Below are 21,596 nucleotides of genomic sequence, written 5' to 3'. Positions count from 1 at the left end.
CGCTACTTTACATAATGTGCATTATCGAATCGCACTCGTCGTGCTGCTGGGACGGGGCGCGGGCTTACTTGTGCCACGGCGGGTGTCAGTCCTCAGTTGTCCTGAGCCACCGCAACAACTTGAGCCGACTCCACAGATTCGCTTCGCGTTCGAGCCGCCGTCACAGGTGGCACTCCTCGTCGCACAGGGTGTTGACGTGCTCGTTCAGCTCGTCAGTCCAGCGGAACCATTCGCCGTTTACCCGCAGGTGACCGAAACGCCGGTGCAGGTCGGCTTCGATGACACGTCGCCGACCGGCGTCGGGTTCATAACTGGCGTGCGCCAGGTGCAGGTGGGCCGGGTTGCCGGTCTGGAGGTCGGCGAGGCGGCGTCGGACATCGTCGCTCTGTCCGATCTTGACCCGGTCGGCGATCGCCGCGCTGAATCGATCGGGGATTGCGAGAATGACGTAGACCCCAGGGCCGTGGTGCGGTTCATCGGGGGGCATACCGGCTTCGATCATGGCGTCCTTCGGGCAACCCAAGCGGTCACCGCCGGTCAGCCGGCCAATCCCTCTCACAGCTCCTCCGTCCAGTATCGCGTCAGCGTCATCCTGAAGTCGTCGTCGATTGTCACGTTAGTGACCGGCGGGTTCGGTCGACCTCTCCCCCGCGCTCGGCCCGCTCTCTGGCGATGCCCGGCTACCGTTTGTTGTCCGCCGTGGCGCTGACGAAGGCGGACCCGGTCTCAGTCTCGGGCTCGTGGTGCTGCCGATCCTGCTGGTGGCAGAGCCGCACATGTCAGAGGCGGAAGATCCGAACTATCAACCCGGTGTCGTGCATCGTGTGTGGCGCGAAGGCGTGGTACGCCCACGCGTGCACCCAGGCGTTGCCGGTCCGTACGGTGAGCCAGGTCTTGAATGCGCCGGGCAGCGTGTAGATGAGAAGCACGAACAGGATCGTCAGCGTGGCCTCGCGCGGCGACCCGAACCTGCCCCAGCCCTCGAACACGTGCAGTGCCGCGTACGTCAGGCCGCCGAGAACGAGGGTCGCGGTGGTGGAGCCGGTCAGACGGGCGTATCGGGGGACGAGGACGCTCTGTACGAAGATGACTGTGGGCAGCACCGTGCCAGCAAAGTACAGCAGGAATGTCAGTGGCACTCCGACGGTGAGCTGACCCGGGGCCAGGCCGGCGAACGCGTGGCCGAGCACCACCCACTGCGCGAGCGATTCGAGGACCAGCACGGCGAGGATGAGGATGGCGTCGCCGCGCCGATCGGCCGAGCGCAGACACATCTGGTGGGCGGTGTACCGCCGCCGGAACCACAGGAGTGGCAACAGCGCGTAGGCCACAACGTTGTACGTGGCCCAGCCGAGCGCCTCGGCGGGCCCGACCGGATCGGTGGCACCGACGAGCGTGCCGCTCAGGTGGAAGCCGATCGGGTGCCAGCCGAGCCCTCGGCCGATGAGCAGGCCACCGAGTTGGGCGAGGACGCCGTACGCCAGGACGAGCCCTGTTTCACGGCGAGCGGTCGGGGTTGTCGGTGCGCGCTCGGCGATCGCCGGTGCGGGTCGACCACGGGTGAGCGCGTATCCGACGGCGGCGAGCAGTGCCAACTCGACGAGGGTGGCCTGAGCGGCGATCACCTGGCCGGGCCCGGATGGCGGGTCGTGCTGCGCCGGCCAGTCGAAGGGGGCGTCGCCGGGCGCGAGGAGCAGTACCGCGCCGTTGAGTGCGAGCCAGCCGACCACGGCTGCCGTGAGCCAGGCTTGTTCTCGACGTGACACGGACGCTCCCGCCTATCTAGCACAGTTGTGTTAGCAACAAGAAAGTAGCACGAGTGTGTTATAAAAAGTGGTGCCGAAGCTGGTGGATGCGCAGACCCGACGGACCGAGCTTGCCGAAGCCGTCTGGCGGATCGTGATGCGGGACGGGCTGGAGCAGGCATCGGTGCGAAACGTGGCGCGCGAGGCCGGTCTGTCCATGGGTTCGTTGCGCCATTTCTTCACCACCCAGTCCGAACTCCTCGGATTCGCCCTACGGTTGGTGGGAGAACGGATCGAGGAGCGGATCCGAGCCGTGGACACCACGGGCGACCCGCGTGCGGTGGTCCGGTCGATGATCGACGAGATGCTGCCGCTGGACCGGTCACGGCGCGGCGAGTGCGAAGTGTGGCTCGCGTTCACGGCACGCGCCGTCGTGGAACCGACAATGGCCGGCCTGCGCAAGGAAATCGACAAGCGCCTCACCGACGCCTTCACCACGATGATCCGGCGACTGGCCGACGCGGGTGCGCTCCGGCCCGGGCTCGATCAGAAGGTCGAGGCAGAGCGTCTCTACGCCCTCGTCGACGGCGTGATCCTGCACGCCCTCCTGCGCCCCGGCCGGACCTCGAACGCAACCGCCAAGGCCACCGTCGGCGCACACCTCGACCAGATCGCGCCAGCCGCCGCGGATGAACGCTGATCAGCCGTACGGCGGCAGCGGGACTGGTCGCGTCGCACCTGGTCGTTGGCCACGAAAATCAGCCGGTCCTCGTAGTACCAGCTCGGATTGCACGCGCAGGTGGTGACGGTGAACCGGAAGTTCGCCCGGTACCGGCCGACCGGGACCCGCGGCTCCCATTGTCCAGTCAGGGGCGGCGCGGCGCGGTCTGGGCCTGGTCGCGGGTACGGCGCAACCAGTCCTGGCTGAGTGATCGCAGCAGGGTGGGTTGTTCGTACGGCAGGTAGTGCCCGGCCGCGTCGGTCACGGTGTAGGTGCCGCGCGGGTAGTGGCGCATGGCGCGGAACTGGTCGGCGTACCCGACGATGCGGTCCTGTCGGCCGGTGATCACGGCGACCGGGCCGTCGAAGACGACCTCGGCGGTCTCGTCGGGTAGCGCGTAGCCGGGGCCGCTCTGCAGCTCCTGTTGGAAGGTCGGGTCACCGGGGCCGCCGGAGTTCAGGGCGGCGAGGACCGTCGCGACGACGGTTGGGGTGCGGTGGCCCAGGGCGGCGTCGAGGTGTGCGTGCAGGGCGGCGGGAGCGGCGTCGAGCCAGGCCGGGGGTGCTCCGAGTGGTGGTTCGTCGGGCAGGTTCCGGCTGTGGCGGGCGATGGTGACGCCGGGACAGACCAGGAGCAGGCCGGCGACGAGGTCGGGTCGTTGGCGTGCGATGCCGGCGGCCAGGTACGCGCCGTAGGAGCCGCCGGCGAGTAGGACCGGCGCGTCGAGGTGGTGGTCGAGCCAGGCGCAGACGGTGTCCAGTACGGACTGGGAGGTGGGTGGGCAGTGTGCGGGGGTGTCTCCGTGGCCGGGCAGGTCCAGGTAGATCTCTCGTAGGCCGACGCCCGCGAGGGCGGGGCTGAAGGCGGTGGCCGTTGCGGTGCGGCTCATGCTGAACATGGGTAGGCAGACCACCGCTGGTCCGGTGTCTGCTGACTGGTCGTACGCCAGGTTCATGGAGGCGTCCTCGCTGGAGATGGCTGTGTGCTCCAACGTCTCATGCCCGGTGAGGTCGGGGCGGATACCGGGCGTGAAAGCGGTGTGCGTCATCGGTGGGTGATGTCTACAGTGGTGCGCTCCGGCCGCCGCGCGTTCATCGCGAACGGCGGGGCCGCACATCACCACGGGGGAACATCTTGACGAGTAAGCCTGTCCGTATTGTCGTTGGCCTGGTCGCTACCGTCGGCCTCGTCGTGGGCTGCCAGCCTGCCGAGAAGGAGGGCGCGGGGGCTGCCGCGCCGTCGCCGACCGTGGCGTCCAGTCCGACCGTGGACGTGGCGGCGAACAGCAAGCAGGTCTGCGACGCCAGTCTCAATTTTGTGAAGAAGCACTACGTGGCGATGGCCGACGACGCGATCGCCGCCATCGACAAGCCGGTCAGTGCCAAGGAGGCGGGCGCGAAGGTTCGCGGCCACTACACCGCGCTGTTGCAGGACCTCAGGACGGCGGCGCCGACCGCTGCCGATGTGCAGGTGCGCACCGCGTTGGAGACCCTGGCCGCGGGTGTGGAGAAGCACCTGGCCAGTCCGAAGGCCACCGAGATCGAGGCGCCGGATCTCGACCCGCCGCTGAAGGCGTTGGACACCGCCTGCGGTCGCTGACCGTCGTGGGCACCGGCCGGGTCGGCCGGTGCCCACGAACAGCGTGCGCCGGGGTGCGGGTCAGGTCCAGGGCACCTGCGGGGACGGGTAGAAGTCGACCTGTTGCAGTCGCCAGCGGGGTGCCTGCTCCCCCAGTCGGGTCCGGAACGATTCCCAGTCGTGGCTGGCGGTGGTGGACCAGCCGAGTTCGGCGATCGCGGGTAGGCGGGGGAAGGCCATGTATTCGATGTCGTCCAGGGTGCGCAGCGTTTCGGACCACAGTGGGGCCTCGACGCCGAGGATGGCGTTCTCGCCGACGCCGGCGACCCGGGTGGCGGGGTCCCAGCCGTAGGCGTCGGACACCTCGATCAGGCCGGCCCAGCGCAGGCCGAGGCGGGTGTTGGCGTCGTACTTCATGTCCAGGTAGGCCTTGTTCGCCGGCGACATGATGATCTTGTTGCCGCGGGCGGCGGCCGCGGCGAGGCTGGCGTTGGTGGTGCCGGTGCCCCAGAACTGGGCGACGGCGTCGGTGGGCAGGTCGGCCTGGGTGATCTCGTTCCAACCGGAGGCGCGCTTGCCGTACTTGGCGACCAGGGGCAGGACCCGGTTCATGAAGGTGCGGTAGTCCTCGTCGGTGGTCGCGTGGGCTTCGTCGCCGCCGATGTGCAGGAATGGTCCGGGGGTGATGGCGGCGAGTTCACGGATGACGTCCTCGACGAAGCGGTAGGTGAGTTCGTCGTTGATGCAGAGGGAGCTGTAGCCGACCGCGATGTCGGTGCGCGGGGGCGGTGCGACGCCGTCGCAGTTGAGTTCGGGGTACGTCGACTGGGCGGCGTTGGTGTGACCGGGCATGTCGATCTCGGGGATGATCGTGATGTGTCGTGCGGCGGCGTAGGCGACGACGGCCTTGTAGTCGGCCTTGGTGAGGTATCCGGGGCCGACGCCGTCGACTCCGGTGCCGGGTCCGCCGCCGACGGTGGTGAGGCGGGGCCAGGAGTCGATCTGGATGCGCCAGCCCTGGTCGTCGGTGAGGTGCAGGTGCAGGTAGTTGATTTTGTACTGGCTGAGCAGGTCCACGTAGGCGGTGATGTCGTCGACGGTGTGGAAGTGGCGTGCGAGGTCGAGCATCGCGCCGCGGTAGGCGAAGCGTGGGTAGTCGATGATTCGTCCGCCGGGGACTGTCCAGGTGGTCCGCTGCCGGTCGGGTGCCTCGATGTCGGCGGGGAGCAGTTGGCGCAGGGTCTGGGTGCCGGCGAACAGCCCGGCGGGGGTGTTGGCGCGGATGGTGACGCCGCGGCGGGTGACGTCGAGTTGGTAGCCCTGTTGGCCGACGCGGTCGTCGGCGCCGCCGAGGAGCAGGGCGATCTCGGGTAGCGGGGTGGAGCGTACGGGCAGGACGGGCAGAGGATGGCCGGTGGCGGGGCGCAGTGTGGTGGCGAGTTGGTTGCCGATGCGCCGGGCGGCGGCTGAGCCGGGGGTGGTGCGGATGACGGTCAGGGGGGTGATGCGGAATGCGTTGTGGGCGTCGGGGTGGGTTTCGACAGGTGCGGGGATGACGTCGCTGAGGTGTCGGGTTGGTGCGGTGGGCGCCGCGGCGGCGGCGGGCGTTGCGGGCAGGATTACTGGGAGCGCGAGTGCGGCTATGGCCAGCAGCCGTGTGGTGGTGTGTCGGCGACGCACGGTACCTCCAGGCCTCGTGATGATCGACCTTCGTCGATTAGAATCGCAGGCTACCGGCGTTTCGCCTGTACTGTAAACCTTCCTTAACATAAGGGCTCGTCGAGACAGTGCTGTCGCCGACCTCACGTACGCCGCACGCTGGGGAATTCCTGGCGTGGGTCGTGCGGTTGTCCGTTCGGAAGATCAGGTTCGGATGATCGAATGGGAAGTGCCATGCACATGCGCTCAGACGCGGTAGTGCTGTTCGGCGTCACGGGAGACCTCGTCTCGAAGAAGCTGTTTCCGGCGCTGTACGAGCTGACCCGGCGCGACCGCCTCGACGTTCCGGTGATCGGCGTGGCCCGCTCCCCCTGGGATGATCAGCAGTTGGTCACCATGGCCCGCAAGTCGGTCGCCGAGGCCAATGACGAGATCGACGACGAGACCTTCGACCGGCTGGCGGACAACCTTTCGATGATCTCCGGCAACTACGCGGACCCGACGACGTACCAGCGGCTGGCTGAGCGTCTGCGCGACGCCGAGCGGCCGGTCTTCTACCTGGCGATCCCTCCGGCGGTGTTCGGCTCCGTCGTCGAGGGCCTGGCGGCCGTGGGTCTGGCCGACCGGGGTCGGGTGATCGTGGAGAAGCCGTTCGGGCGTGACCTGGAGTCCTCCCGCGAGCTGGACCGCACCCTGGGCGCGGCCTTCGCGCCGGAGCGGGTGTTCCGCATCGACCACTACCTCGGCAAGGAAGCCGTCGAGGGTCTCTACGCCTTCCGGTTCGCCAACCGGCTGTTCGAGCCGCTGTGGAACAACGAGCACATCGACAACATTCAGGTGACCCTCGCCGAGGGTTTCGGCACGCAGGGCCGGGCCGGGTTCTACGACACCGTGGGCGCGACGCGGGACGTGCTGCAGAACCACATCCTTCAGGTCGTCGCGCTCATCGCGATGGAGGCGCCCGCCAGCGAGGACACCGCGGCGTTCCGGGAGGCCGAGGCCGCGGTGCTGCGGCAGATCGCGCCGCTGTCGCCGGAGTCCACCGTCCGGGGGCAGTACGCCGGCTACCGCGACGAGCCGGGCGTGGCGGCGGACTCGAACACGGAGACGTTCGTGGCGACCCGGGTGACCGTCGACTCCCCCCGCTGGGCGGGCGTGCCGTTCTACCTGCGCACCGGTAAGTCGCTGCCGGGGACGGCGACGGAGGTCGTGGTCGAGTTCAAGCAGCCGCAGCGCTCGTTGATCCCGGCCGAGCGGGGGACGGCGAGGGCCGCGAACCTGCTGCGTTTCCGCCTGGGGCGCGGTGACGGCATCACCATGTCGATCCAGGCGAAGAGCCCGGGTGCCGAGGTGGCGAGCCGTCCGGTGGATCTGTCCGTCGACTTCGGCTCGGCCTTCGGTCGCCGGCAGGAGGCGTACGAGCGGCTGCTCGACGACGCGATGGACGGGCAGCACCTGCGCTTCGCGCGCGCCGAGACGATCGAGCAGGAGTGGCGCATCGTCGAGCCGATCCTGGATCTGCCGACGGCGGTGCAGTCGTACGAGAAGGGCAGCTGGGGTCCGGCGGACGCCGACGCGCTGGCCGGCGGCTGGCACCTGCCGGCCCTGCGGTAGCGGCGGGCCAAGGCCGGGCCGGTCACGCCCGCACCGCTGGTGAGCGGTGCGGGTGGGATCACCCGGTGGTGCGGGTCGCCGGGCGGATGCCGCGGATGCCGGCGACGGCGAACTCGATGCCCAGGTCGTAGTAGCCGTCCCGGTCGCCGCAGAGGGTGAGCGCGTCGGCGGCGGCGAGGACGTGCGGAAAGCGCTGCGGTGCCAACGCCTGCAGCACTGCCCGCTTGGCGCGGATGGCGTCGTCGCGGGTGTCCGGGTCGGTGCCCCCCATGGCGCCGGGTTCGGTGGCGACGAGGGTCACCAGGGAGCAGAGGGCCTGGCTGCCGATCTCGGTGGCCTGCTCCGGGGGGTAGCCCGCCCCGTGGAGCAGGGCGAGGATGCGCTCCACCAGGATCAGGCCCGGCTCGGACAGCAGGATGCGGGTGGGGACGAGCCCGGCGACGGTGGGGTGTGGGCGTAGCGCGGCGAGGCAGGCGGCCAGGATGGCGCGGACCTGCTCGTCCCAGGGCGCGGTGGTCGGCTCGGGCAGGCGGATGTCGGCGAGCAGGCGTGCGGCGAGCGCGTCGAGCAGGTCGCCCTTGTCCCGGAAGTGCCGGTAGAGCGCCATCGGGGTGACGCCGTGCTCCTGGGCCAGCCGGCGGATGGTGATCGCGGACAGGCCCTCGGCGTCGGCGATGCGCAGTGCGCTCGCGACGATCGCAGTGGGGTCGAGACGCTGCGGGGTGTCCTTGCTCATACTGACCACCAGGCCAGTGTACTACGTACACACGCCCGTATACGTTGTAGATGTACGGCGTATACCGCGCCGTGCGACGTCCTCTCTCCGATGAGGTAGGCATGCGACGTAGTCCCTGGGCAACTCTGGCGGTGCTGTCGGTAGCGCAGTTCATCGTCATCCTCGACGTGACGATCGTGAACGTGGCGCTGCCCAACATCCAGGCCGATCTGCGCTTCACCGCTGACGACCTGCAATGGGTGATCAGCGCGTACACCCTGCTCTTCGGTGGTTTCCTGCTGCTCGGCGGTCGCGCCGCAGACCTGCTCGGCGCCCGCCGGATCTTCATCGTCGGTCTGGTGCTGTTCGGGACGATGTCCCTGCTCGCCGGACTCGCTACCTCGCCCGGCCTGCTGATCGCCGCGCGCGCCGTGCAGGGCCTGGGCGGCGCGTTGCTCTCCCCCGCGGCGTTGGCCATCCTCACCGTCACGTTCGCGCACGGACGGGAACGCAACATCGCCATGGGCATCTGGGGTGCCCTCGCCGGGCTCGGCGGCACCCTGGGCGTGGTGGCCGGCGGCCTGCTCGTCGACGCGCTGAGCTGGCGGTGGGTCTTCTTCGTCAACGTACCGATCGTCATCGCCCTCGTGGCGATCGTGCCGACCTTCGTGGCGGCCGTACGGCACTCCCAGCCCGGGTGCGCTGCTGGCGGTCTTCGTCGGCGTCGAGGCGCGCTCGGCCGCGCCGCTGGTGCCGCTGCGGCTGTTCCGCTCCCGGGCGCTGCGTGTCTCCAGTGGGGCGTTGGCGCTCAACGGCGCCGCGTTCCTGTCGATGTTCTTCCTCACCGCGATCTACCTGCAGCAGGTACGCGGCGCCTCGCCGCTGACCGCCGGCCTGCAGTTCCTGCCGATGGGCGCGACGGCCATCGCCGGCGCCGTCCTCGCCACCCAACTGGTGCACCGACTCGGCACCCGCACCCTGCAGATCATCGGCGCGCTGCTCAGCGTGATCGGTTTGCTGCTGCTCAGCGGGGCGAGCGCCACCGGCTCCTACGCCGGTGAGCTGCTACCCGGCCTGTTGCTGTTCGGTCTGGGCATCACCACGCTGGGCGTACCCGCCCAGATCTCCGCGATCTCCGACGTCGAGCACCATGAGGCCGGCGCCGCGTCCGGTGTGGTCACCGCCGTGTACCAGGTCGGCGGCGCGCTGGGGTTGGCCATCGTCACGACGCTGTCGGTCACCCACGTCACCGACGCGCTCAGCCGCGGCGCCGGTCAGCAGCAGGCGCTGGTCGACGGGTTTCACCGTGGTCTGTTGATCGCCGCCGTCTTCGCGATCGTCAACCTGGCCATCTCGCTCGCCACCCCGCAACTGCGCCCCGACGCCGAGCGGGTCGCCGAGGCGGCGGTCGCGGCCTGAGTCGGCGCGCCGTTGGAGGCCCGCCGCGCGCCGGCCTCCAACAGCGCGCGCCGCGCGGGCGCTGACTGACCGCTCAGCTCAGCGGAACGACCGTCCGGCGACGGTGAGGTTTGCCGCTTACGAGTGGTGTGGGCACGTTGGGTGCGACGTTTCTCGTCCTCGTCGGAGAGGAAGCAACGCATGCTTTCCGCACTCGATCGTCGGCACACCGTCGCGCCGCCCGGCTACAGCCGGTGGCTCATCCCCCCGGCGGCGTTGGCCATCCACCTCTGCATCGGTCAGGTCTACGCGACAAGCGTCTACAAGAACTCCCTGATCGCCCACTTCGACACCAGCCAGACGGCGATCGGGGTGATCTTCAGCATCGCGATCGTGATGCTCGGGTTGTCCGCCGCGATCGCCGGGACCTGGGTGGAGGCGAACGGGCCGCGTAAGGCCATGTTCGTCTCCGCCTGTTTCTGGGCGGCGGGCTTCCTGGTGGGCTCGCTGGGCATCGCCACGAAGCAGCTGTGGCTGCTGTATCTGGGCTACGGGCTGCTCGGCGGCATCGGACTGGGCATCGGCTACATCTCCCCCGTCTCCACCCTGATCAAGTGGTTCCCGGACCGGCCGGGGCTGGCCACCGGGTTGGCGATCATGGGGTTCGGTGGTGGGGCGATGGTCGCCTCTCCCCTGTCGCGGCAACTGTTGTCGTTCTACGACCCCGGCTACGACCCGGCCAACGCGGGGTCGACGGCGTCGGGCAGCGCCCTGGTGTGGCTGTTCGTGACCCTCGGCCTGGGCTACTTCGTGATCATGATGTTCGGGGTGGCGAACGTGCGGGTGCCGGCGCCGGACTGGCGGCCGGCCGGCTTCGACCCGGCGAGCGTGGCGGCGAAGCCGCTGGTCACCACGGCGAACGTGTCGGCGGCGAACGCGGTGAAGACCCGCTCGTTCTGGCTGCTGTGGGTGGTGCTGTTCTGCAACGTGACCGCCGGCATCGGCATCCTGGAACAGGCCAGCCCGATGATCCAGGACTTCTTCCGCGACAACGGCACCTCGGCGGTGACCGTCGCGGCGGCCGGCGGGTTCGTGGGTCTGCTGTCGCTGTTCAACATGGCCGGGCGGTTCGTGTGGTCGTCCACCTCGGACATCATCGGCCGCAAACCGATCTACCTGGTGTACCTGGGTGTCGGCATGGTGCTCTACGCGCTGCTGGCGCTCGTCGGGCAGACCTCGACGGCCCTGTTCGTGCTGTTGGCCTGCGTGATCCTGTCGTTCTACGGCGGTGGCTTCGCGACCGTGCCGGCGTACCTGCGGGACCTGTTCGGCACCTTCCAGGTCGGCGCGATCCACGGTCGGCTGCTGACCGCCTGGTCGGCGGCGGGGATCGCCGGTCCGCTGATCGTCAACGGGTTCCTCGACGCGCAGGGCGAGCCGGGCTCGCTGACCGCCGCGGCGTACCGTCCGGCGCTGTTCACGATGGTGGCTGTGCTGGCCGTCGGCTTCCTGGCGAACCTGCTGGTACGGCCGGTGCCGCAGCGCTACCACGAACCGTCGACGGAGCAGAACGCGCATCAGGATCAGAACGTGGACGAGGACACCACGACGCAGAGGAGTGGTACGCGATGAGTGAGGACAGCCGAACCGGGCAGCAGGCCCGGTTGTGGATCTCCTGGTTGGTGGTGGCGGCGCTGCTCGGCTACGGGGTCGCCCAGACCGTCGTCACCGCGGCGAAGCTGTTCACCCACTGAGCCGGATCCGGCGGTCTCCGACCGCGCGAAAGCCCGGGACCGGGTGGACGCGTGGTCAGAGACCGCCGGAGACGCGCAGCACGGTCCCGGTGGCGTACGAGGCGTCCGGGCCGAGCAGCCAGGCGATGGCGGCGGCGATCTCGTCGGGTTCGCCGGCGCGGCCCAGCGGGATGCGACCGACGGCGGAGTCGGCGCGGTCGGGCACCCCGGAGTCGGCGTGGATGTCGGTGCGCACGATGCCGGGGGCCACGGCGTTGACCCGGATGCCCTTCGGGGCGAGTTCCTTGGCCAGGCCGACGGTGAGGGTGTCGGTGGCGGCCTTCACGGCGGCGTAGTGCACGTACTCCCCCGGGCTGCCGAGGGTCGCGGCCGCCGACGAGACGTTGACGATCGCCCCGCCGTCGGTGAGCCGGCGGGCGGCCTGCTGGGCGCAGAGGACGTAGCCGACGAGGTTGACGTCGACGACCCGGCGCAGGTCCTCGACGCGCAGCTCGGTGAACGGTCCGATCGGGCTGGTGACGCCGGCGTTGTTGACCAGGCCGGTGAGCGGGCCGAGCTGCGCGGCCGCGTCGAACAGGGAGTGCACCTGCTCGGGGTCGGTGGTGTCGGCGCGTACCGCGATGGCCTGTGCGCCGGAGGCCCGCAGGTCGGCCAGGACGGCGGTGGCGGCCGCCTCGTCGCGTCGGTAGCACAGGGCTACGTGGTGACCGGCGGCGGCGAGCCGGCGGGCGGTGGCCGCGCCGATGCCCCGGCCGCCGCCGGTGATGACGGTGACGGGTGCCACGGTGCCTCCCGGGGGGTCTGACGGCTGCGCGTTGGTCGTGCCGACGCTACCGTGACCGGCGCGGCTCGGTCGTCGAGAGGAGAGTCACATGCATCGGGCGTTGGTGCTCGGCGGTGGCGGGGTGACCGGGGTGGCCTGGGAGTGGGGGCTGCTGGCCGGGTTGGTCGCGCGGGGCGTGCCGGTCACCGAGGCGGATCTGGTGGTGGGCACGTCGGCCGGTTCGGTGGTCGGCGCGCAGGTGTGCTCCGGGTTGCCCGTCGAGCGTTTCTACAGCAAGCAGTTGGCGCCGCCGTCGAGTGAGCTGGCGGCACGGTTGGGTTTCGCGACCCTGGCGCGGTTGATCTGGGCCGGTGGGCGGACCCGCGACGCGGTGCGCTCGCGGGCCCGGATCGGGGCGATGGCGGTGGCGGCGCGTACCCAGTCGGAGGCGTCGCGGCGCGCGGTGATCGAGGCCCTTCTGCCGGATTGGGAGTGGCCGCGGCGGCGGCTGCTGATCACGGCGGTGGACGCGTCGTCCGGTGAGTTCGTGGTGTTCGACAGTGACAGCGGGGTGTCCCTGGTGGACGCGGTGGGCGCGAGTTGCGCGGTGCCCGGGGTGTGGCCGCCGGTGACGATCGGCGCGCGCCGCTTCGTCGACGGTGGGATGCGCTCGAGCGTGAACGCGGACCTGGCGGCGGACGCCCGGGCGGTGCTGGTGCTCGCGCCGACGTCGGCGGCGTTCGGGCCGATGCCACGGCTGTCGGCGCAGGTGGACGCGTTGCGGGTGGCCGGGTCGCGGGTGGTGGTGCTGACGCCGGACGCGGCGGCGCGCACGGCGATCGGCCGCAACGTGCTGGACCCGGCCCGGCGTGCGGGCGCGGCGCGAGCGGGGCGGGCCCAGGCCGACGTGGTGGCCGACGAGGTGGCGGCGCTCTGGGCGTGATCGCTTACGCTCACCGCGCGGTCGATCAGACGACGGTCGATCGGACAATGGAGGTGCGCGGTGGCGGGTGTGGGTGTCGGCGACGAGGTGCAGGATTTCGAGCTGCCGGATGAGACGGGCACGCCGCGGCGGCTGTCGGAGTTTTTGGCGGCCGGGCCGGTGGTGCTGTTCTTCTACCCGGCGGCGATGACCCGGGGGTGCACGGCGGAGAGCTGTCACTTCCGCGACCTCGCTGCGGAGTTCACGGCGCTGGGTGCGACGCGGGTGGGCATCAGCCGCGACCCGGTGGCGAAGCAGGCCGAGTTCTCGAAGCTGCACGGCTTCGACTATCCGCTGTTGTCGGACGCCGACGGCGCGGTCGCGCAGCAGTTCGGCGTCAAGCGGCGGGTGCCGTTGGGGCCGTTGAGCATGAAGCGCATGACGTTCGTCATCGGCACCGACCAGCGGGTCATCGAGGTGATCCACAGCGAGGTCAGCATGAACGAGCACGCGGACCGGGCGCTGCGGGCGCTGGGCGGCTGAGCGGGCGTCAGCCCCGTGCGGCGGGTGTCGCAGCCGGCTGGTATCAAGACAGCAATCAAACAGGTGTACGGAAGAGGGTTGTGATGGATGCCGGCCAGGGTTTGTCCACTAGCGAGGTGCAGAGCATCCGGGAGTCGTTGGCGGCCGGGCGTAAACCGCGGGTGGTGTTCACCGCGGCGGCGGGGCAGATCGCCGGTCAGGTCGGTCAGGTGATCGAGCTGACCGACCCGGAGGTGTCCGACGAGTTCGTGGTGGTGCGCTTCGGTCGCGACGAGTTGCCGTTCTCCCCCGCCGACCTGGCCGTGGCGCCCAAGGGCGTCACTCGTCGGGTGGTGGAGCCGAAGCCGGAGCCCGAGCCCGAGCCGCCAGCGGTGGCCGCGCCGGAGTTCGTGTTGGACACGCCGCGGGTGCCCGCGCAGCGACAGGAGGAGCCGAAGGTGGAGCAGACGGAGAAGCCGCCGGCGCGGCGGGCGGTCAAGGCCGTCAAGCCGAAGGGCCCCGCGGGTCTCACCGTGACCTTGGCGTACGCCGACGGTGAGTGGACCGTCGCGGCGCAGCAGGGCAGCAAGGCACTGGCGAAGCCGTACGTGGTGAAGCCGGCGGAGGCGTTGAAGATGGTGGCCCTGGTCGACGTGCCGGGGGTGCAGGAGGCGGTGGAGCAGATCCTGGGCACCGAGCGGGCCGAGGCGGAGCAGCAGGCCGAGAAGCTGCGCGCCGAGCTGGCCGAGATCGAGGCCCGGCTGGCGGAGCTGCGCGAGGCCCGCTGAGGCGGGTCAGTGCCGGCTGTGGTGGTGCAGCAGTCGGGTGAGCAGTCGCGTCAGCTGCTCGCGCTCGGTGGCGGACAGCGGGGCGAGCAGGTCGGCTTGGACGCGATCGAGGGTCGCGCCCATCCGGCGGGCCTCGTCGGCGCCGGCGTCGGTGGCGCTGATGACGTTGCGGCGGCGATCGGCCGGGTCGGGGGCACGCACCACGAGCCCTCGGCCGGCCAGGTCGTTGATGGCGGCCACCACGTCGCTGCGGTCGATGCCGCAGCGACGGCCGAGGTCGGCCTGACTCGCGGGCCCGTCCTCGGCCAGGGTGGCGAGCAGGCGGTAGTGGTAGCCGCGCAGGTCGTGCGCGGCGAAGCCCTCGCTGAGCAGGCGGGCGGCGTGACCGGCGGTCTGGTTGAGCAGCCAGCTCGGTGTGGTGCTGAGCCCGGCGGGTGACTGCGGGGCCGCGTTCTCCATGCGCCGTAGCCTACCAGTAATCGTTGGCGCGACCCACGATCGGGTGTTACGTTGGTGGGACCAACGTTGGTTCTGCCAACGTGTCGAAGGAGGCGTCATGTCCACCATCCCCACCCTCAACGGCCAGGTCATCGGCCACGCCCACTACGCCACCCGAGCCCTGCTCGAACGGGCCACCGCTCCCCTCGGCGTCGAGTTCAACCAGTTGCTCGCCCTCAACGTCCTCGCCAACGGCCCGGCCGAACGCGCTCACCTCACGCACCGGATCACCAGCACCCTCAAGGTCGACGAGCAGGAGGTGCAACGGGTGCTCACCACCCTCGTCGACGCGAACCTCGCCCAGGCCGACCACGACGCCGACACGCCACGGCTACGGCTCACCGACGCCGGTCACGCCGTGCAGGCCCGCATCGCCGACGCCGTCGCGAACATCAGCGCGCGCCTCTACGCGGACATCCCCGCCGACGAGGCGAGCGCCGCCGCCCGGGCGCTCACCCTGGTCACCCAACGCGCCAATGCCGAACTGGCCGCGACCCCGACCTGACGGGCACGAGCCCGACGGTGCGCGGGTCGGTCCTGCCCGCGCACCGGGCCGGACCCGGCCAACCTGTCAGCGGCCGACGTGCCGCGTCCGGTCGGTCAGAAGTAGTCGAGCAGCTGCGCAGGGCCGCCGACGCCCAACAGGTCCAGGGCGGTCGGGTCGGCGTCACCGGCACACTGCAACAGGCCGGCCTGCGCGACCGAGCGGGCCCGCGCCGCCCCGGCGTAGAGCAGGGCGAAACCGCGTACGTCCAACCGCAGGTCGGCCTCGCCGTCGACCCGGGTCAGCTCGGCGGCGCCGTCGGCGACGGTCAACCGCCAGGTGCCGGTGTTCCACTCGGCGAGCGCGTCGGTGAGGCCGAAGTCGACGACGCCCCGGGCGTGGGCGGGCCACCCCCGCGCGCTCACCGCGCGGGCGACGTCGACCGGTCGGTGCATCCACAGGTCCCGCTCGTGATCGCGGGCCGACTCCAACGGCAGGACGGTGCTGACGGCGTCGCCGTCGAGCGGACACAGCCGCAGCGTCGGCGCGACGCTGGCCCAACTGCCGAGCACCCCGACGATCTCCCGGGCGGCCTCGGGGGTGACGGCCAGGGCCTCGTCGACGGTGAGCACGGAATCGGCGCCGTAGCCCCGGCCCCGCTGCCAGGTGACGTACCCGACCAGGTCGCCGTCGCGCTCGACGAGAGTGAGACCGTCGCCGGGCAGACCCCGGTCGGCGGCGAAGAAGTCGTACAGCTCACCCCGGCGGGTCAGCATGCCGTTGCGGTGCCGGGTGACCCGCTCGTACAGGTCGGTGACGGCAGGCAGGTCGGCCACCGTGCCGGCCCGCACCACCAGATCCGCAGAGGGCCGGTGCCGGGGCAGCGCGGCGGTGGCCAGATCGACGGTACGCAGCACACCGGCGGCCTCCCACCCGCAGGCCCGGTACGGGGCGGCGACTGTCGGATAGAGCGCGCTGACCGCCGCCCCCCGCTCGTGTGCGCCCCGCAGCAGCGCGGTGAGCAGGGCACGGCCCACGCCGCGACCGCGGGCCTCGGGGGCGACCGCCACCCCGGCGACGTCGGCGGCCGACACCGCCCGGCCCGACCACCACTGGTCGTGGTGCAGGTCGACGGCCTTGCCGACGAGCCGACCGGCGTCGTCGAACGCGCCGTAACGGGTCAGACCGGCGGGCGTGGCGGTGGTCTGCGCGGGCCGCTGCGGGTCGGAGCCGAACGCGATCCGGCCCAACTCCCAGGCGGCGTCGAGGTCGTCGGTGCTGAGTTCGCGTACGTGCACAGTGGCGGGCATCGGCACACCGTAGCGAGGCGCGTCCGCACCAACAGCCGATTTACCGCCGGGTGCGGCGGCCCCGACGCACCCCATCCCGGGCCGATCATGGAGTTGTGGTGGGCGACGAACGGCCCTCGTCGCCGCAAGTCAGGCACCACAAGTCCATGATCGGCGGGGCTGGCTCGCCAGGTCAGTGCTGCGGGATGTTGGCTACGCCGATGCGCTTGCGGAACACCCAGTAGGTCCAGCCCTGGTAGGCGAGCACGACCGGCGTGAAGATCACCGCCACCCAGGTCATGATCTTCAGGGTGTACGGGGTGGACGCGGCGTTGGTGGCCGTCAGCGTGCCGGCCGCATCCAGGGTGGAGGGCAGCACGTTCGGGAACAGCGCCGCGAACAGCGTCGCCACCGCCAGACCTATCGCCACGGCGGTGCCGGTGAACGCCCAGCCCTCGCGGCGTACCCGGGCGGCGGCCAGAGCGCCGAGCAGGGCGAGGGCCGCGCCGACGGCGAGCACGACGGCGGCCGCGCTGGAGCGGATGCTCAACGTCCAGGTCAGGAACGCGACGGCGAGCACGGCGGCGCCCACACCGAGGCGCACCGCGAGCGCGCCCGCGCGCTCGCGGATGTCGCCGGTGGTCTTCAGGGCGAGGAACACCGCGCCGTGGGTGAGGAACAGCGCGAGGGTGGTCGCGCCGCCCAGCAGGGCGTACGGGTTGAGCAGGTTCAGCAGGCCGCCGACGTACTCGTGGTCGGCGTCCAGTGGCACGCCGCGCAGGATGTTGGCGAAGGCGACGCCCCACAGGATCGCCGGCAGCAGCGAGCCGACCACGATCGCCGCGTCCCACCGGCGCTTCCAGGACGCCTCGGGGCGCTTGTGCCGGTACTCGAAGGCGACCCCCCGGGCGATCAGGGCCAGCAGGATCAGCAGCAGCGGCAGGTAGAAGCCGGAGAAGAGGGTGGCGTACCACTCGGGGAACGCGGCGAACATGGCGCCGCCGGCGGTGATGAGCCACACCTCGTTGCCGTCCCAGACCGGGCCGATGGTGTTGATCAGGACGCGGCGTTCCCGGTCGTCGCGGCCGAGCACGGGCAGCAGCATGCCGACGCCGAAGTCGAAGCCCTCCAGGATGAAGTACCCGGTGAACAGCACGGCGACGAGGAGAAACCAGATGGTGGTCAGTTCCACGATGGGCTCCGGGATCAGTAGGCGAAGGCGAGCGGACGCTCGGCGTCGTCGGTGTCGTCGGTGGGGGGTTGCTCGCTGACGTCCGGCACGCCGGCCTTGGCGTAGCGCAGCAGCAGCTTGACCTCGATCACGGCGAGGGTGGCGTAGATCAGCGTGAAGGCGGTGAACGAGGTGAGCACCTCGGCCAGCGAGACGCTGCGGGACACCCCGTTTCGGGTGAGCATCTCGCCGAAGACGATCCACGGCTGACGGCCCATCTCGGTGAAGATCCAGCCGAAGGAGTTGGCCAGCAACGGCAGCACCGGCATGGCCAGCCCGGCGCGCAGCAGCCACTTGCTGCTCGGGGTGCGGCCCTTGCGCTGGCTCCAGAGCACCAGCAGGGCGATCGCGCCGGCCGCCATCCCGAAGGCGATCATGAAGCGGAAGCTCCAGTAGGTGACCGGGATGATCGGGGTGTAGCTGCCCGCGCCGTACTGGGTGGCGTACTGGGCCTGGAGGTCGTTGATGCCGTGCACCGTGCCGTTCGGGTCGCCGGTGCCCAGGTACGACAGCAGGTACGGGATCTTGATGGCGAACACCTCGCGGCTGCCGTCCAGGCTGCCGATGGTGAGCACGGAGAACGAGGCGGGGCTCTCGGTGGTGTAGAGGCCCTCGGCGGCGGCCATCTTCATCGGCTGCACGTCCGTCATGATCTTGCCCTGGATGTCGCCGGTGAACAGCACGGCCGCCGAGGCGACCAGGACCACCCAGGAGCCGAACTTGGTGGCGAAGCGGTACGCGCCGGTGTCGGCGGAGTCGCGGTTGCGGATGACGTGCCACAGGCCGACCGCGACGACCAGCGACCCGGCGACCAGGAACGAGCCGGCCAGGGTGTGCGGGAAGGTGATCAGGGCGACCTTGTTGGTCAGCACGGCCGGGAAGTCGGTCAACTCGGCGCGTCCGCTGTCGGGGTTGATCCGGTAGCCGACCGGGTTCTGCATGAAGGAGTTCGCCGCGAGGATGAAGTACGCGCTGAGGTTCGTGCCGATCGCGGCGGCCCAGATGCTGGCCAGGTGCGCCCGCTTGGGCAGTCGGTCCCAGCCGAAGATCCACAGGCCGATGAATGTGGATTCGAGGAAGAACGCGACGAGCGCCTCGATGGCCAGGGGTGCGCCGAAGACGTCGCCGACGAAGCGGGAGTAGTCGCTCCAGTTCATGCCGAACTGGAACTCCTGCACGATGCCGGTGACCACGCCCATGGCAAAGTTGATCAGGAACAGCTTGCCGTAGAACTTGGTGAGCTTGAGATAGCGCTCGTTGCCGGTGCGGTGCCACATCGTCTGCAGGATGGCCACCAGCACGGAGAGGCCGATGGTCAGCGGCACGAAAAGGAAGTGGTAGACGGTGGTGACACCGAACTGCCAGCGGGCAACGTCCAACGCGTCCACCTGAAACCCCCAGCCATCCGTACTACGAGACGTAGTAAATACTACTGCTCGTCGTAGAAGGTTGGACGGCCCGCACCCTCCCGGGACCAATGACCCTGATCACCCGACCCGCCCTCGCGGCCCCGCCGGCGCGTGCGACGATGGCGCGCTGATGGACACCGCACACACCACCTGGCAGCCGCCGCTGATCTGGCGCGCAGCCCTGCTGCTGGCCCGGGGCCTGGTCGGCCTGCTCGCCCGCCTCGAGGTCACCGGCGACGTCCCGGCCCACCTTCGTCGCGGCCCGCTGGTGCTGGCCGCCAACCACATCAGCCCGTTCGATCCGGTGGTCATGGCCGCCGCCTGCCAGACCCGTGGCGTCGCCCCGCGGATCATGGCGACCGCCGGGCTGTTCCGCGCCCCGGTGTTCGGCGCCGCCATGCGCCACGCCGGGCACATCCGGGTCGACCGGGGCACCAGCGCCGTGCACCGGGCCCTCGACGACGCCGCCACCGCCGTTGCCCGCGGCTCGGTGATCCTCATCTACCCCGAGGGGCGCATCGGCCTGGACCCCGGCCTGTGGCCCGAACGCGGCAAGACCGGCGCCGCCCGCCTCGCCCTGGCCTGCGGCGCCCCGGTCGTCCCGGTCGCCCAGTGGGGCTCGCACGAGGTGCTGCCGTACCAGGCGCCGCGCGGAATGCTGCGCGGCGTCGCCCGCTCGCTGTGGCGTCGACCGGTGATCCGGGTGCACTTCGGCACCCCCGTGGACCTGGGCGAGACGGCTGCGGCCCACCCGGGTGCGGCCCGCCGCGCCACCGACCGGATCATCGACGCGCTCACCGACACCCTCGCCCCGCTGCGCCCCGACGAGCCGGACCTGCCCCGTCACATCGACCCGGGCCGCCCGAGCGACATCAGCCGGGCGCACCGCCGCCGCTCGGCCTAACGCCGCCTCGATCACCGACTGCGCCCTTAACCTGGTGCGGCGGGGCCGAGGAACGACTCTGCCCGCAGCGCCCGCCACGAAAGCAGGAGATCATGAGCGAGCAGACGGTGCTGATCACCGGCACGTCCACCGGCATCGGGCTGGAGATCGCACTCGGCTGCGCCCGCGCCGGCTGGCGCACGGTGGCCACCATGCGCAACGTCGGCCGTGCCGACCAGCTGCTCGCGGCCGCCGGCGCCGCCGGGGTCGCCGACCTGATCGACATACGCCGCCTCGACGTCACCGACGCCGACTCGGTGACCGCCTGTGTCGAGGAGGTGATCGGCGCGTACGGCCGGCTCGACGCGGTGGTCAACAACGCCGGCGCCGGGCACGTCGGCACCCTGGAACAGGACAGCGTCGACGACGTGCGGGCCGTCATGGAGGTCAACTTCTTCGGCGTGCTGCACGTCAGCCGGGCCGCCCTGCCACACCTGCGAGCCCGCCGGGGCAGCCTCGTCACCGTCTCCAGCGTCGGCGGGATCGTCGGTCAGCCGTTCAACGAGGCGTACTGCGCCGCGAAGTTCGCCGTCGAGGGGTACATGGAGTCCCTCGCCCCGCTCGCCGCCACCACCGGCGTGCGGGTGACCCTCGTCGAGCCGGGCGCGGTGGCCAGCGAGTTCGTCGCCAACATCGGCATCGACGCCGACGCCACCAGCGCCGCCGGGGTGTACGCACCGGCGCTGCGCGCGTACCTGGCCCGCACCGGGCAGGCGTTCGCCGCCGCGCAGTCCCCCGCCGAGGCGGCGGCGGTGGTGGTCGCCACGCTGACCGACCCGACGCCGCCGGTGCGGGTGCAGACCTCCGACGGCGCCCGGCAGTTCGTCGGAGTCAAGCTCGCCGACCTCGACGGCTCCGCCGTGGCGCGGATGACCGGCGGCTGGCTGGCCTGAACCCCTGGGGTCTGCACGACGCCGGGTCGGCGGTGCCGCTGGGCGACGGGGACAATGATCACGTGTCGCGCCGCCCTCTCGTCCTCGTCGCAGTCGTACTCCTCGTCGTCGGCGGCATCGGCTACGCCGGGCTGCGGACGGCGTACCACCACGCCAAGGACCAGCGGGACCTCGCCGACCTGACGCGGTCGTCACCGTGGTCTCGCGATCAGCTGTTGATCCCCGACGACGTGACCCGCGCCGGCGCCGTCGCCTGGCTGGAGCGTGGCGGCCTCGACATCGCCTACCCGCTGCGCACCGCTGACGGCCGCGCCGTGCCCGTGCTCTGGCGGTTGCGTGTGCCGCATCCCGCGAGCGGGCTACCCGACGGCGTCGACTGCGGCTCACCGCGGCTGCGCACCTGCACCGACCTGGGCGGCGGGAGCACGCTGATCGTGACTCACGAGACCGACAACAGCGACCCGTCCATCGCCCTCTATCGCACCGAGGGCGCCACCGTACGGGCGATCGAAGTGCAGGGGCCGGACCCGGTCGGAGTCGACGAGTTGACCGCCGCGCTCACCCACGCCCACCGGCCCAGCGACGCCGAACTGCTGGACCTGTTGCGCCACGACGGCTACCACACCGACTGGAGCTGAGACAGGCAGGAAGATCGACTCGGATTCCTGCA

At 70.9% G+C, this 21,596-nt stretch carries 23 protein-coding genes and 1 pseudogene; 14 read left to right on the top strand and 10 right to left on the bottom strand.

The features are described 5' to 3' along the window. Positions 1–160: 160 nt before the first annotated feature. Together OG598_RS10340 and OG598_RS10335 are read right to left on the bottom strand one after the other, a co-directional pair. Entirely contained in the window at positions 161–487 is a 327-nt protein-coding gene (locus tag OG598_RS10340) for a GIY-YIG nuclease family protein (RefSeq protein WP_328654216.1), read from the bottom strand. A 292-nt stretch (positions 488–779) separates the two neighbouring features. Continuing rightward, the gene (locus tag OG598_RS10335) at positions 780–1,766 is read right to left on the bottom strand and encodes a hypothetical protein (protein ID WP_328654215.1); all 987 of its coding nucleotides are present in this window, start codon (positions 1,764–1,766) and stop codon (positions 780–782) included. A gap of 70 nt (positions 1,767–1,836) precedes the next feature. Between OG598_RS10335 and OG598_RS10330 the strand changes: the two genes are divergently transcribed. Next, entirely contained in the window at positions 1,837–2,445 is a 609-nt protein-coding gene (locus tag OG598_RS10330) for a TetR/AcrR family transcriptional regulator (RefSeq protein WP_328654214.1), read from the top strand. 166 nt (positions 2,446–2,611) lie between these two features. Here OG598_RS10330 and OG598_RS10325 read toward each other — a convergent pair whose 3' ends face one another. Next, positions 2,612–3,514 (bottom strand): alpha/beta fold hydrolase, encoded by a 903-nt coding sequence (locus OG598_RS10325; protein WP_328654213.1) that lies wholly within the window; start codon positions 3,512–3,514, stop codon positions 2,612–2,614. Positions 3,515–3,600: 86 nt separating this feature from the next. Here OG598_RS10325 and OG598_RS10320 point away from each other — a divergent pair, with 86 nt between their 5' ends. Next, complete coding sequence (locus OG598_RS10320) at positions 3,601–4,065, top strand: hypothetical protein (RefSeq protein ID WP_328654212.1); 465 nt, start codon at positions 3,601–3,603, stop codon at positions 4,063–4,065. 60 nt (positions 4,066–4,125) lie between these two features. On the opposite strand, the gene OG598_RS10315 is transcribed toward OG598_RS10320, so the two are convergent. Continuing rightward, the gene (locus OG598_RS10315; protein ID WP_328654211.1) at positions 4,126–5,724 is read right to left on the bottom strand and encodes a beta-N-acetylhexosaminidase; all 1,599 of its coding nucleotides are present in this window, start codon (positions 5,722–5,724) and stop codon (positions 4,126–4,128) included. Between the two features lie 213 nt (positions 5,725–5,937). Between OG598_RS10315 and zwf the strand changes: the two genes are divergently transcribed. Beyond that, entirely contained in the window at positions 5,938–7,317 is a 1,380-nt protein-coding gene (gene zwf, locus OG598_RS10310; protein ID WP_328654210.1) for a glucose-6-phosphate dehydrogenase, read from the top strand. Between the two features lie 58 nt (positions 7,318–7,375). Here the strand turns inward: zwf and OG598_RS10305 are convergent, their stop codons facing one another. Next, positions 7,376–8,053, bottom strand: a complete 678-nt coding sequence (locus OG598_RS10305; protein ID WP_328655305.1) for a TetR/AcrR family transcriptional regulator — start codon at positions 8,051–8,053, stop codon at positions 7,376–7,378. 50 nt (positions 8,054–8,103) lie between these two features. On the opposite strand from OG598_RS10305, the pseudogene OG598_RS33540 reads away from it, so the two are divergent. From OG598_RS33540 to OG598_RS10285, 4 genes and pseudogenes are all read left to right on the top strand, one after another. Continuing rightward, positions 8,104–8,664 (top strand): annotated as a pseudogene (locus OG598_RS33540) (MFS transporter); the annotation flags it as partial. A 118-nt stretch (positions 8,665–8,782) separates the two neighbouring features. Next, positions 8,783–9,451 carry an MFS transporter gene (locus OG598_RS10295; RefSeq protein WP_328654209.1) on the top strand — a complete coding sequence of 223 codons (669 nt, stop codon included), beginning with the start codon at positions 8,783–8,785 and terminating at the stop codon, positions 9,449–9,451. A 180-nt stretch (positions 9,452–9,631) separates the two neighbouring features. Next, complete coding sequence (locus OG598_RS10290) at positions 9,632–11,062, top strand: OFA family MFS transporter (RefSeq protein ID WP_328654208.1); 1,431 nt, start codon at positions 9,632–9,634, stop codon at positions 11,060–11,062. Beyond that, complete coding sequence (locus OG598_RS10285) at positions 11,059–11,184, top strand: MFS transporter small subunit (RefSeq protein ID WP_328654207.1); 126 nt, start codon at positions 11,059–11,061, stop codon at positions 11,182–11,184. Before OG598_RS10290 ends, OG598_RS10285 begins: the two co-directional genes overlap by 4 nt. A gap of 55 nt (positions 11,185–11,239) precedes the next feature. Here OG598_RS10285 and OG598_RS10280 read toward each other — a convergent pair whose 3' ends face one another. Continuing rightward, the gene (locus tag OG598_RS10280; protein ID WP_328654206.1) at positions 11,240–11,968 is read right to left on the bottom strand and encodes an SDR family oxidoreductase; all 729 of its coding nucleotides are present in this window, start codon (positions 11,966–11,968) and stop codon (positions 11,240–11,242) included. Between the two features lie 88 nt (positions 11,969–12,056). On the opposite strand from OG598_RS10280, the gene OG598_RS10275 reads away from it, so the two are divergent. The 3 genes from OG598_RS10275 (at position 12,057) to OG598_RS10265 (ending at position 14,179) form a co-directional block, all read left to right on the top strand. Further along, the gene (locus OG598_RS10275; protein ID WP_328654205.1) at positions 12,057–12,890 is read left to right on the top strand and encodes a patatin-like phospholipase family protein; all 834 of its coding nucleotides are present in this window, start codon (positions 12,057–12,059) and stop codon (positions 12,888–12,890) included. 60 nt (positions 12,891–12,950) lie between these two features. Further along, positions 12,951–13,412 (top strand): peroxiredoxin, encoded by a 462-nt coding sequence (locus OG598_RS10270; RefSeq protein WP_309251659.1) that lies wholly within the window; start codon positions 12,951–12,953, stop codon positions 13,410–13,412. Between the two features lie 83 nt (positions 13,413–13,495). Next, positions 13,496–14,179 carry a hypothetical protein gene (locus OG598_RS10265; RefSeq protein ID WP_238669805.1) on the top strand — a complete coding sequence of 228 codons (684 nt, stop codon included), beginning with the start codon at positions 13,496–13,498 and terminating at the stop codon, positions 14,177–14,179. 6 nt (positions 14,180–14,185) lie between these two features. Here OG598_RS10265 and OG598_RS10260 read toward each other — a convergent pair whose 3' ends face one another. After that, complete coding sequence (locus OG598_RS10260; RefSeq protein WP_328654204.1) at positions 14,186–14,638, bottom strand: MarR family winged helix-turn-helix transcriptional regulator; 453 nt, start codon at positions 14,636–14,638, stop codon at positions 14,186–14,188. A gap of 97 nt (positions 14,639–14,735) precedes the next feature. On the opposite strand from OG598_RS10260, the gene OG598_RS10255 reads away from it, so the two are divergent. Continuing rightward, on the top strand, positions 14,736–15,182 hold the full coding sequence (locus OG598_RS10255) for a hypothetical protein (RefSeq protein WP_328654203.1): 447 nt from the start codon (positions 14,736–14,738) through the stop codon (positions 15,180–15,182). A 95-nt stretch (positions 15,183–15,277) separates the two neighbouring features. Here the strand turns inward: OG598_RS10255 and OG598_RS10250 are convergent, their stop codons facing one another. The 3 genes from OG598_RS10250 to OG598_RS10240 form a co-directional block, all read right to left on the bottom strand. After that, entirely contained in the window at positions 15,278–16,471 is a 1,194-nt protein-coding gene (locus OG598_RS10250; protein ID WP_328654202.1) for a GNAT family N-acetyltransferase, read from the bottom strand. 172 nt (positions 16,472–16,643) lie between these two features. Beyond that, the gene (cydB, locus tag OG598_RS10245) at positions 16,644–17,642 is read right to left on the bottom strand and encodes a cytochrome d ubiquinol oxidase subunit II (RefSeq protein ID WP_328654201.1); all 999 of its coding nucleotides are present in this window, start codon (positions 17,640–17,642) and stop codon (positions 16,644–16,646) included. A gap of 14 nt (positions 17,643–17,656) precedes the next feature. Continuing rightward, positions 17,657–19,069, bottom strand: a complete 1,413-nt coding sequence (locus tag OG598_RS10240; RefSeq protein ID WP_328654200.1) for a cytochrome ubiquinol oxidase subunit I — start codon at positions 19,067–19,069, stop codon at positions 17,657–17,659. Positions 19,070–19,220: 151 nt separating this feature from the next. Here OG598_RS10240 and OG598_RS10235 point away from each other — a divergent pair, with 151 nt between their 5' ends. The 3 genes from OG598_RS10235 to OG598_RS10225 all read left to right on the top strand — a co-directional run bounded on the left by OG598_RS10235 (position 19,221) and on the right by OG598_RS10225 (position 21,564). Next, the gene (locus tag OG598_RS10235; protein WP_328654199.1) at positions 19,221–19,994 is read left to right on the top strand and encodes a lysophospholipid acyltransferase family protein; all 774 of its coding nucleotides are present in this window, start codon (positions 19,221–19,223) and stop codon (positions 19,992–19,994) included. A 92-nt stretch (positions 19,995–20,086) separates the two neighbouring features. Continuing rightward, the gene (locus OG598_RS10230; RefSeq protein ID WP_328654198.1) at positions 20,087–20,926 is read left to right on the top strand and encodes an SDR family oxidoreductase; all 840 of its coding nucleotides are present in this window, start codon (positions 20,087–20,089) and stop codon (positions 20,924–20,926) included. A 62-nt stretch (positions 20,927–20,988) separates the two neighbouring features. Continuing rightward, the gene (locus OG598_RS10225) at positions 20,989–21,564 is read left to right on the top strand and encodes a hypothetical protein (RefSeq protein ID WP_328654197.1); all 576 of its coding nucleotides are present in this window, start codon (positions 20,989–20,991) and stop codon (positions 21,562–21,564) included. Positions 21,565–21,596 lie beyond the last annotated feature (32 nt).

The organism is Micromonospora sp. NBC_00330 (assembly GCF_036136635.1).
Lineage (GTDB): Bacteria > Actinomycetota > Actinomycetes > Mycobacteriales > Micromonosporaceae > Micromonospora > Micromonospora salmantinae.
This window is presented reverse-complemented; position numbering and strand designations above follow the sequence as displayed.

What these genes read in the sequence shown, in the direction of transcription:
- OG598_RS10305 (WP_328655305.1), bottom strand. Translation starts at nt 8,053, where the DNA reads ATGAGCAAGGACACCCCGCAGCGTCTCGACCCCACTGCGATCGTCGCG.
- zwf (WP_328654210.1), top strand. Translation starts at nt 5,938, where the DNA reads ATGCACATGCGCTCAGACGCGGTAGTGCTGTTCGGCGTCACGGGAGAC.
- OG598_RS10325 (WP_328654213.1), bottom strand. Translation starts at nt 3,514, where the DNA reads ATGACGCACACCGCTTTCACGCCCGGTATCCGCCCCGACCTCACCGGG.
- OG598_RS10260 (WP_328654204.1), bottom strand. Translation starts at nt 14,638, where the DNA reads ATGGAGAACGCGGCCCCGCAGTCACCCGCCGGGCTCAGCACCACACCG.
- OG598_RS10250 (WP_328654202.1), bottom strand. Translation starts at nt 16,471, where the DNA reads ATGCCCGCCACTGTGCACGTACGCGAACTCAGCACCGACGACCTCGAC.
- OG598_RS10255 (WP_328654203.1), top strand. Translation starts at nt 14,736, where the DNA reads ATGTCCACCATCCCCACCCTCAACGGCCAGGTCATCGGCCACGCCCAC.
- OG598_RS10290 (WP_328654208.1), top strand. Translation starts at nt 9,632, where the DNA reads ATGCTTTCCGCACTCGATCGTCGGCACACCGTCGCGCCGCCCGGCTAC.
- OG598_RS10340 (WP_328654216.1), bottom strand. Translation starts at nt 487, where the DNA reads ATGCCCCCCGATGAACCGCACCACGGCCCTGGGGTCTACGTCATTCTC.
- OG598_RS10275 (WP_328654205.1), top strand. Translation starts at nt 12,057, where the DNA reads ATGCATCGGGCGTTGGTGCTCGGCGGTGGCGGGGTGACCGGGGTGGCC.
- OG598_RS10235 (WP_328654199.1), top strand. Translation starts at nt 19,221, where the DNA reads ATGGACACCGCACACACCACCTGGCAGCCGCCGCTGATCTGGCGCGCA.
- OG598_RS10265 (WP_238669805.1), top strand. Translation starts at nt 13,496, where the DNA reads ATGGATGCCGGCCAGGGTTTGTCCACTAGCGAGGTGCAGAGCATCCGG.
- OG598_RS10230 (WP_328654198.1), top strand. Translation starts at nt 20,087, where the DNA reads ATGAGCGAGCAGACGGTGCTGATCACCGGCACGTCCACCGGCATCGGG.
- OG598_RS10285 (WP_328654207.1), top strand. Translation starts at nt 11,059, where the DNA reads ATGAGTGAGGACAGCCGAACCGGGCAGCAGGCCCGGTTGTGGATCTCC.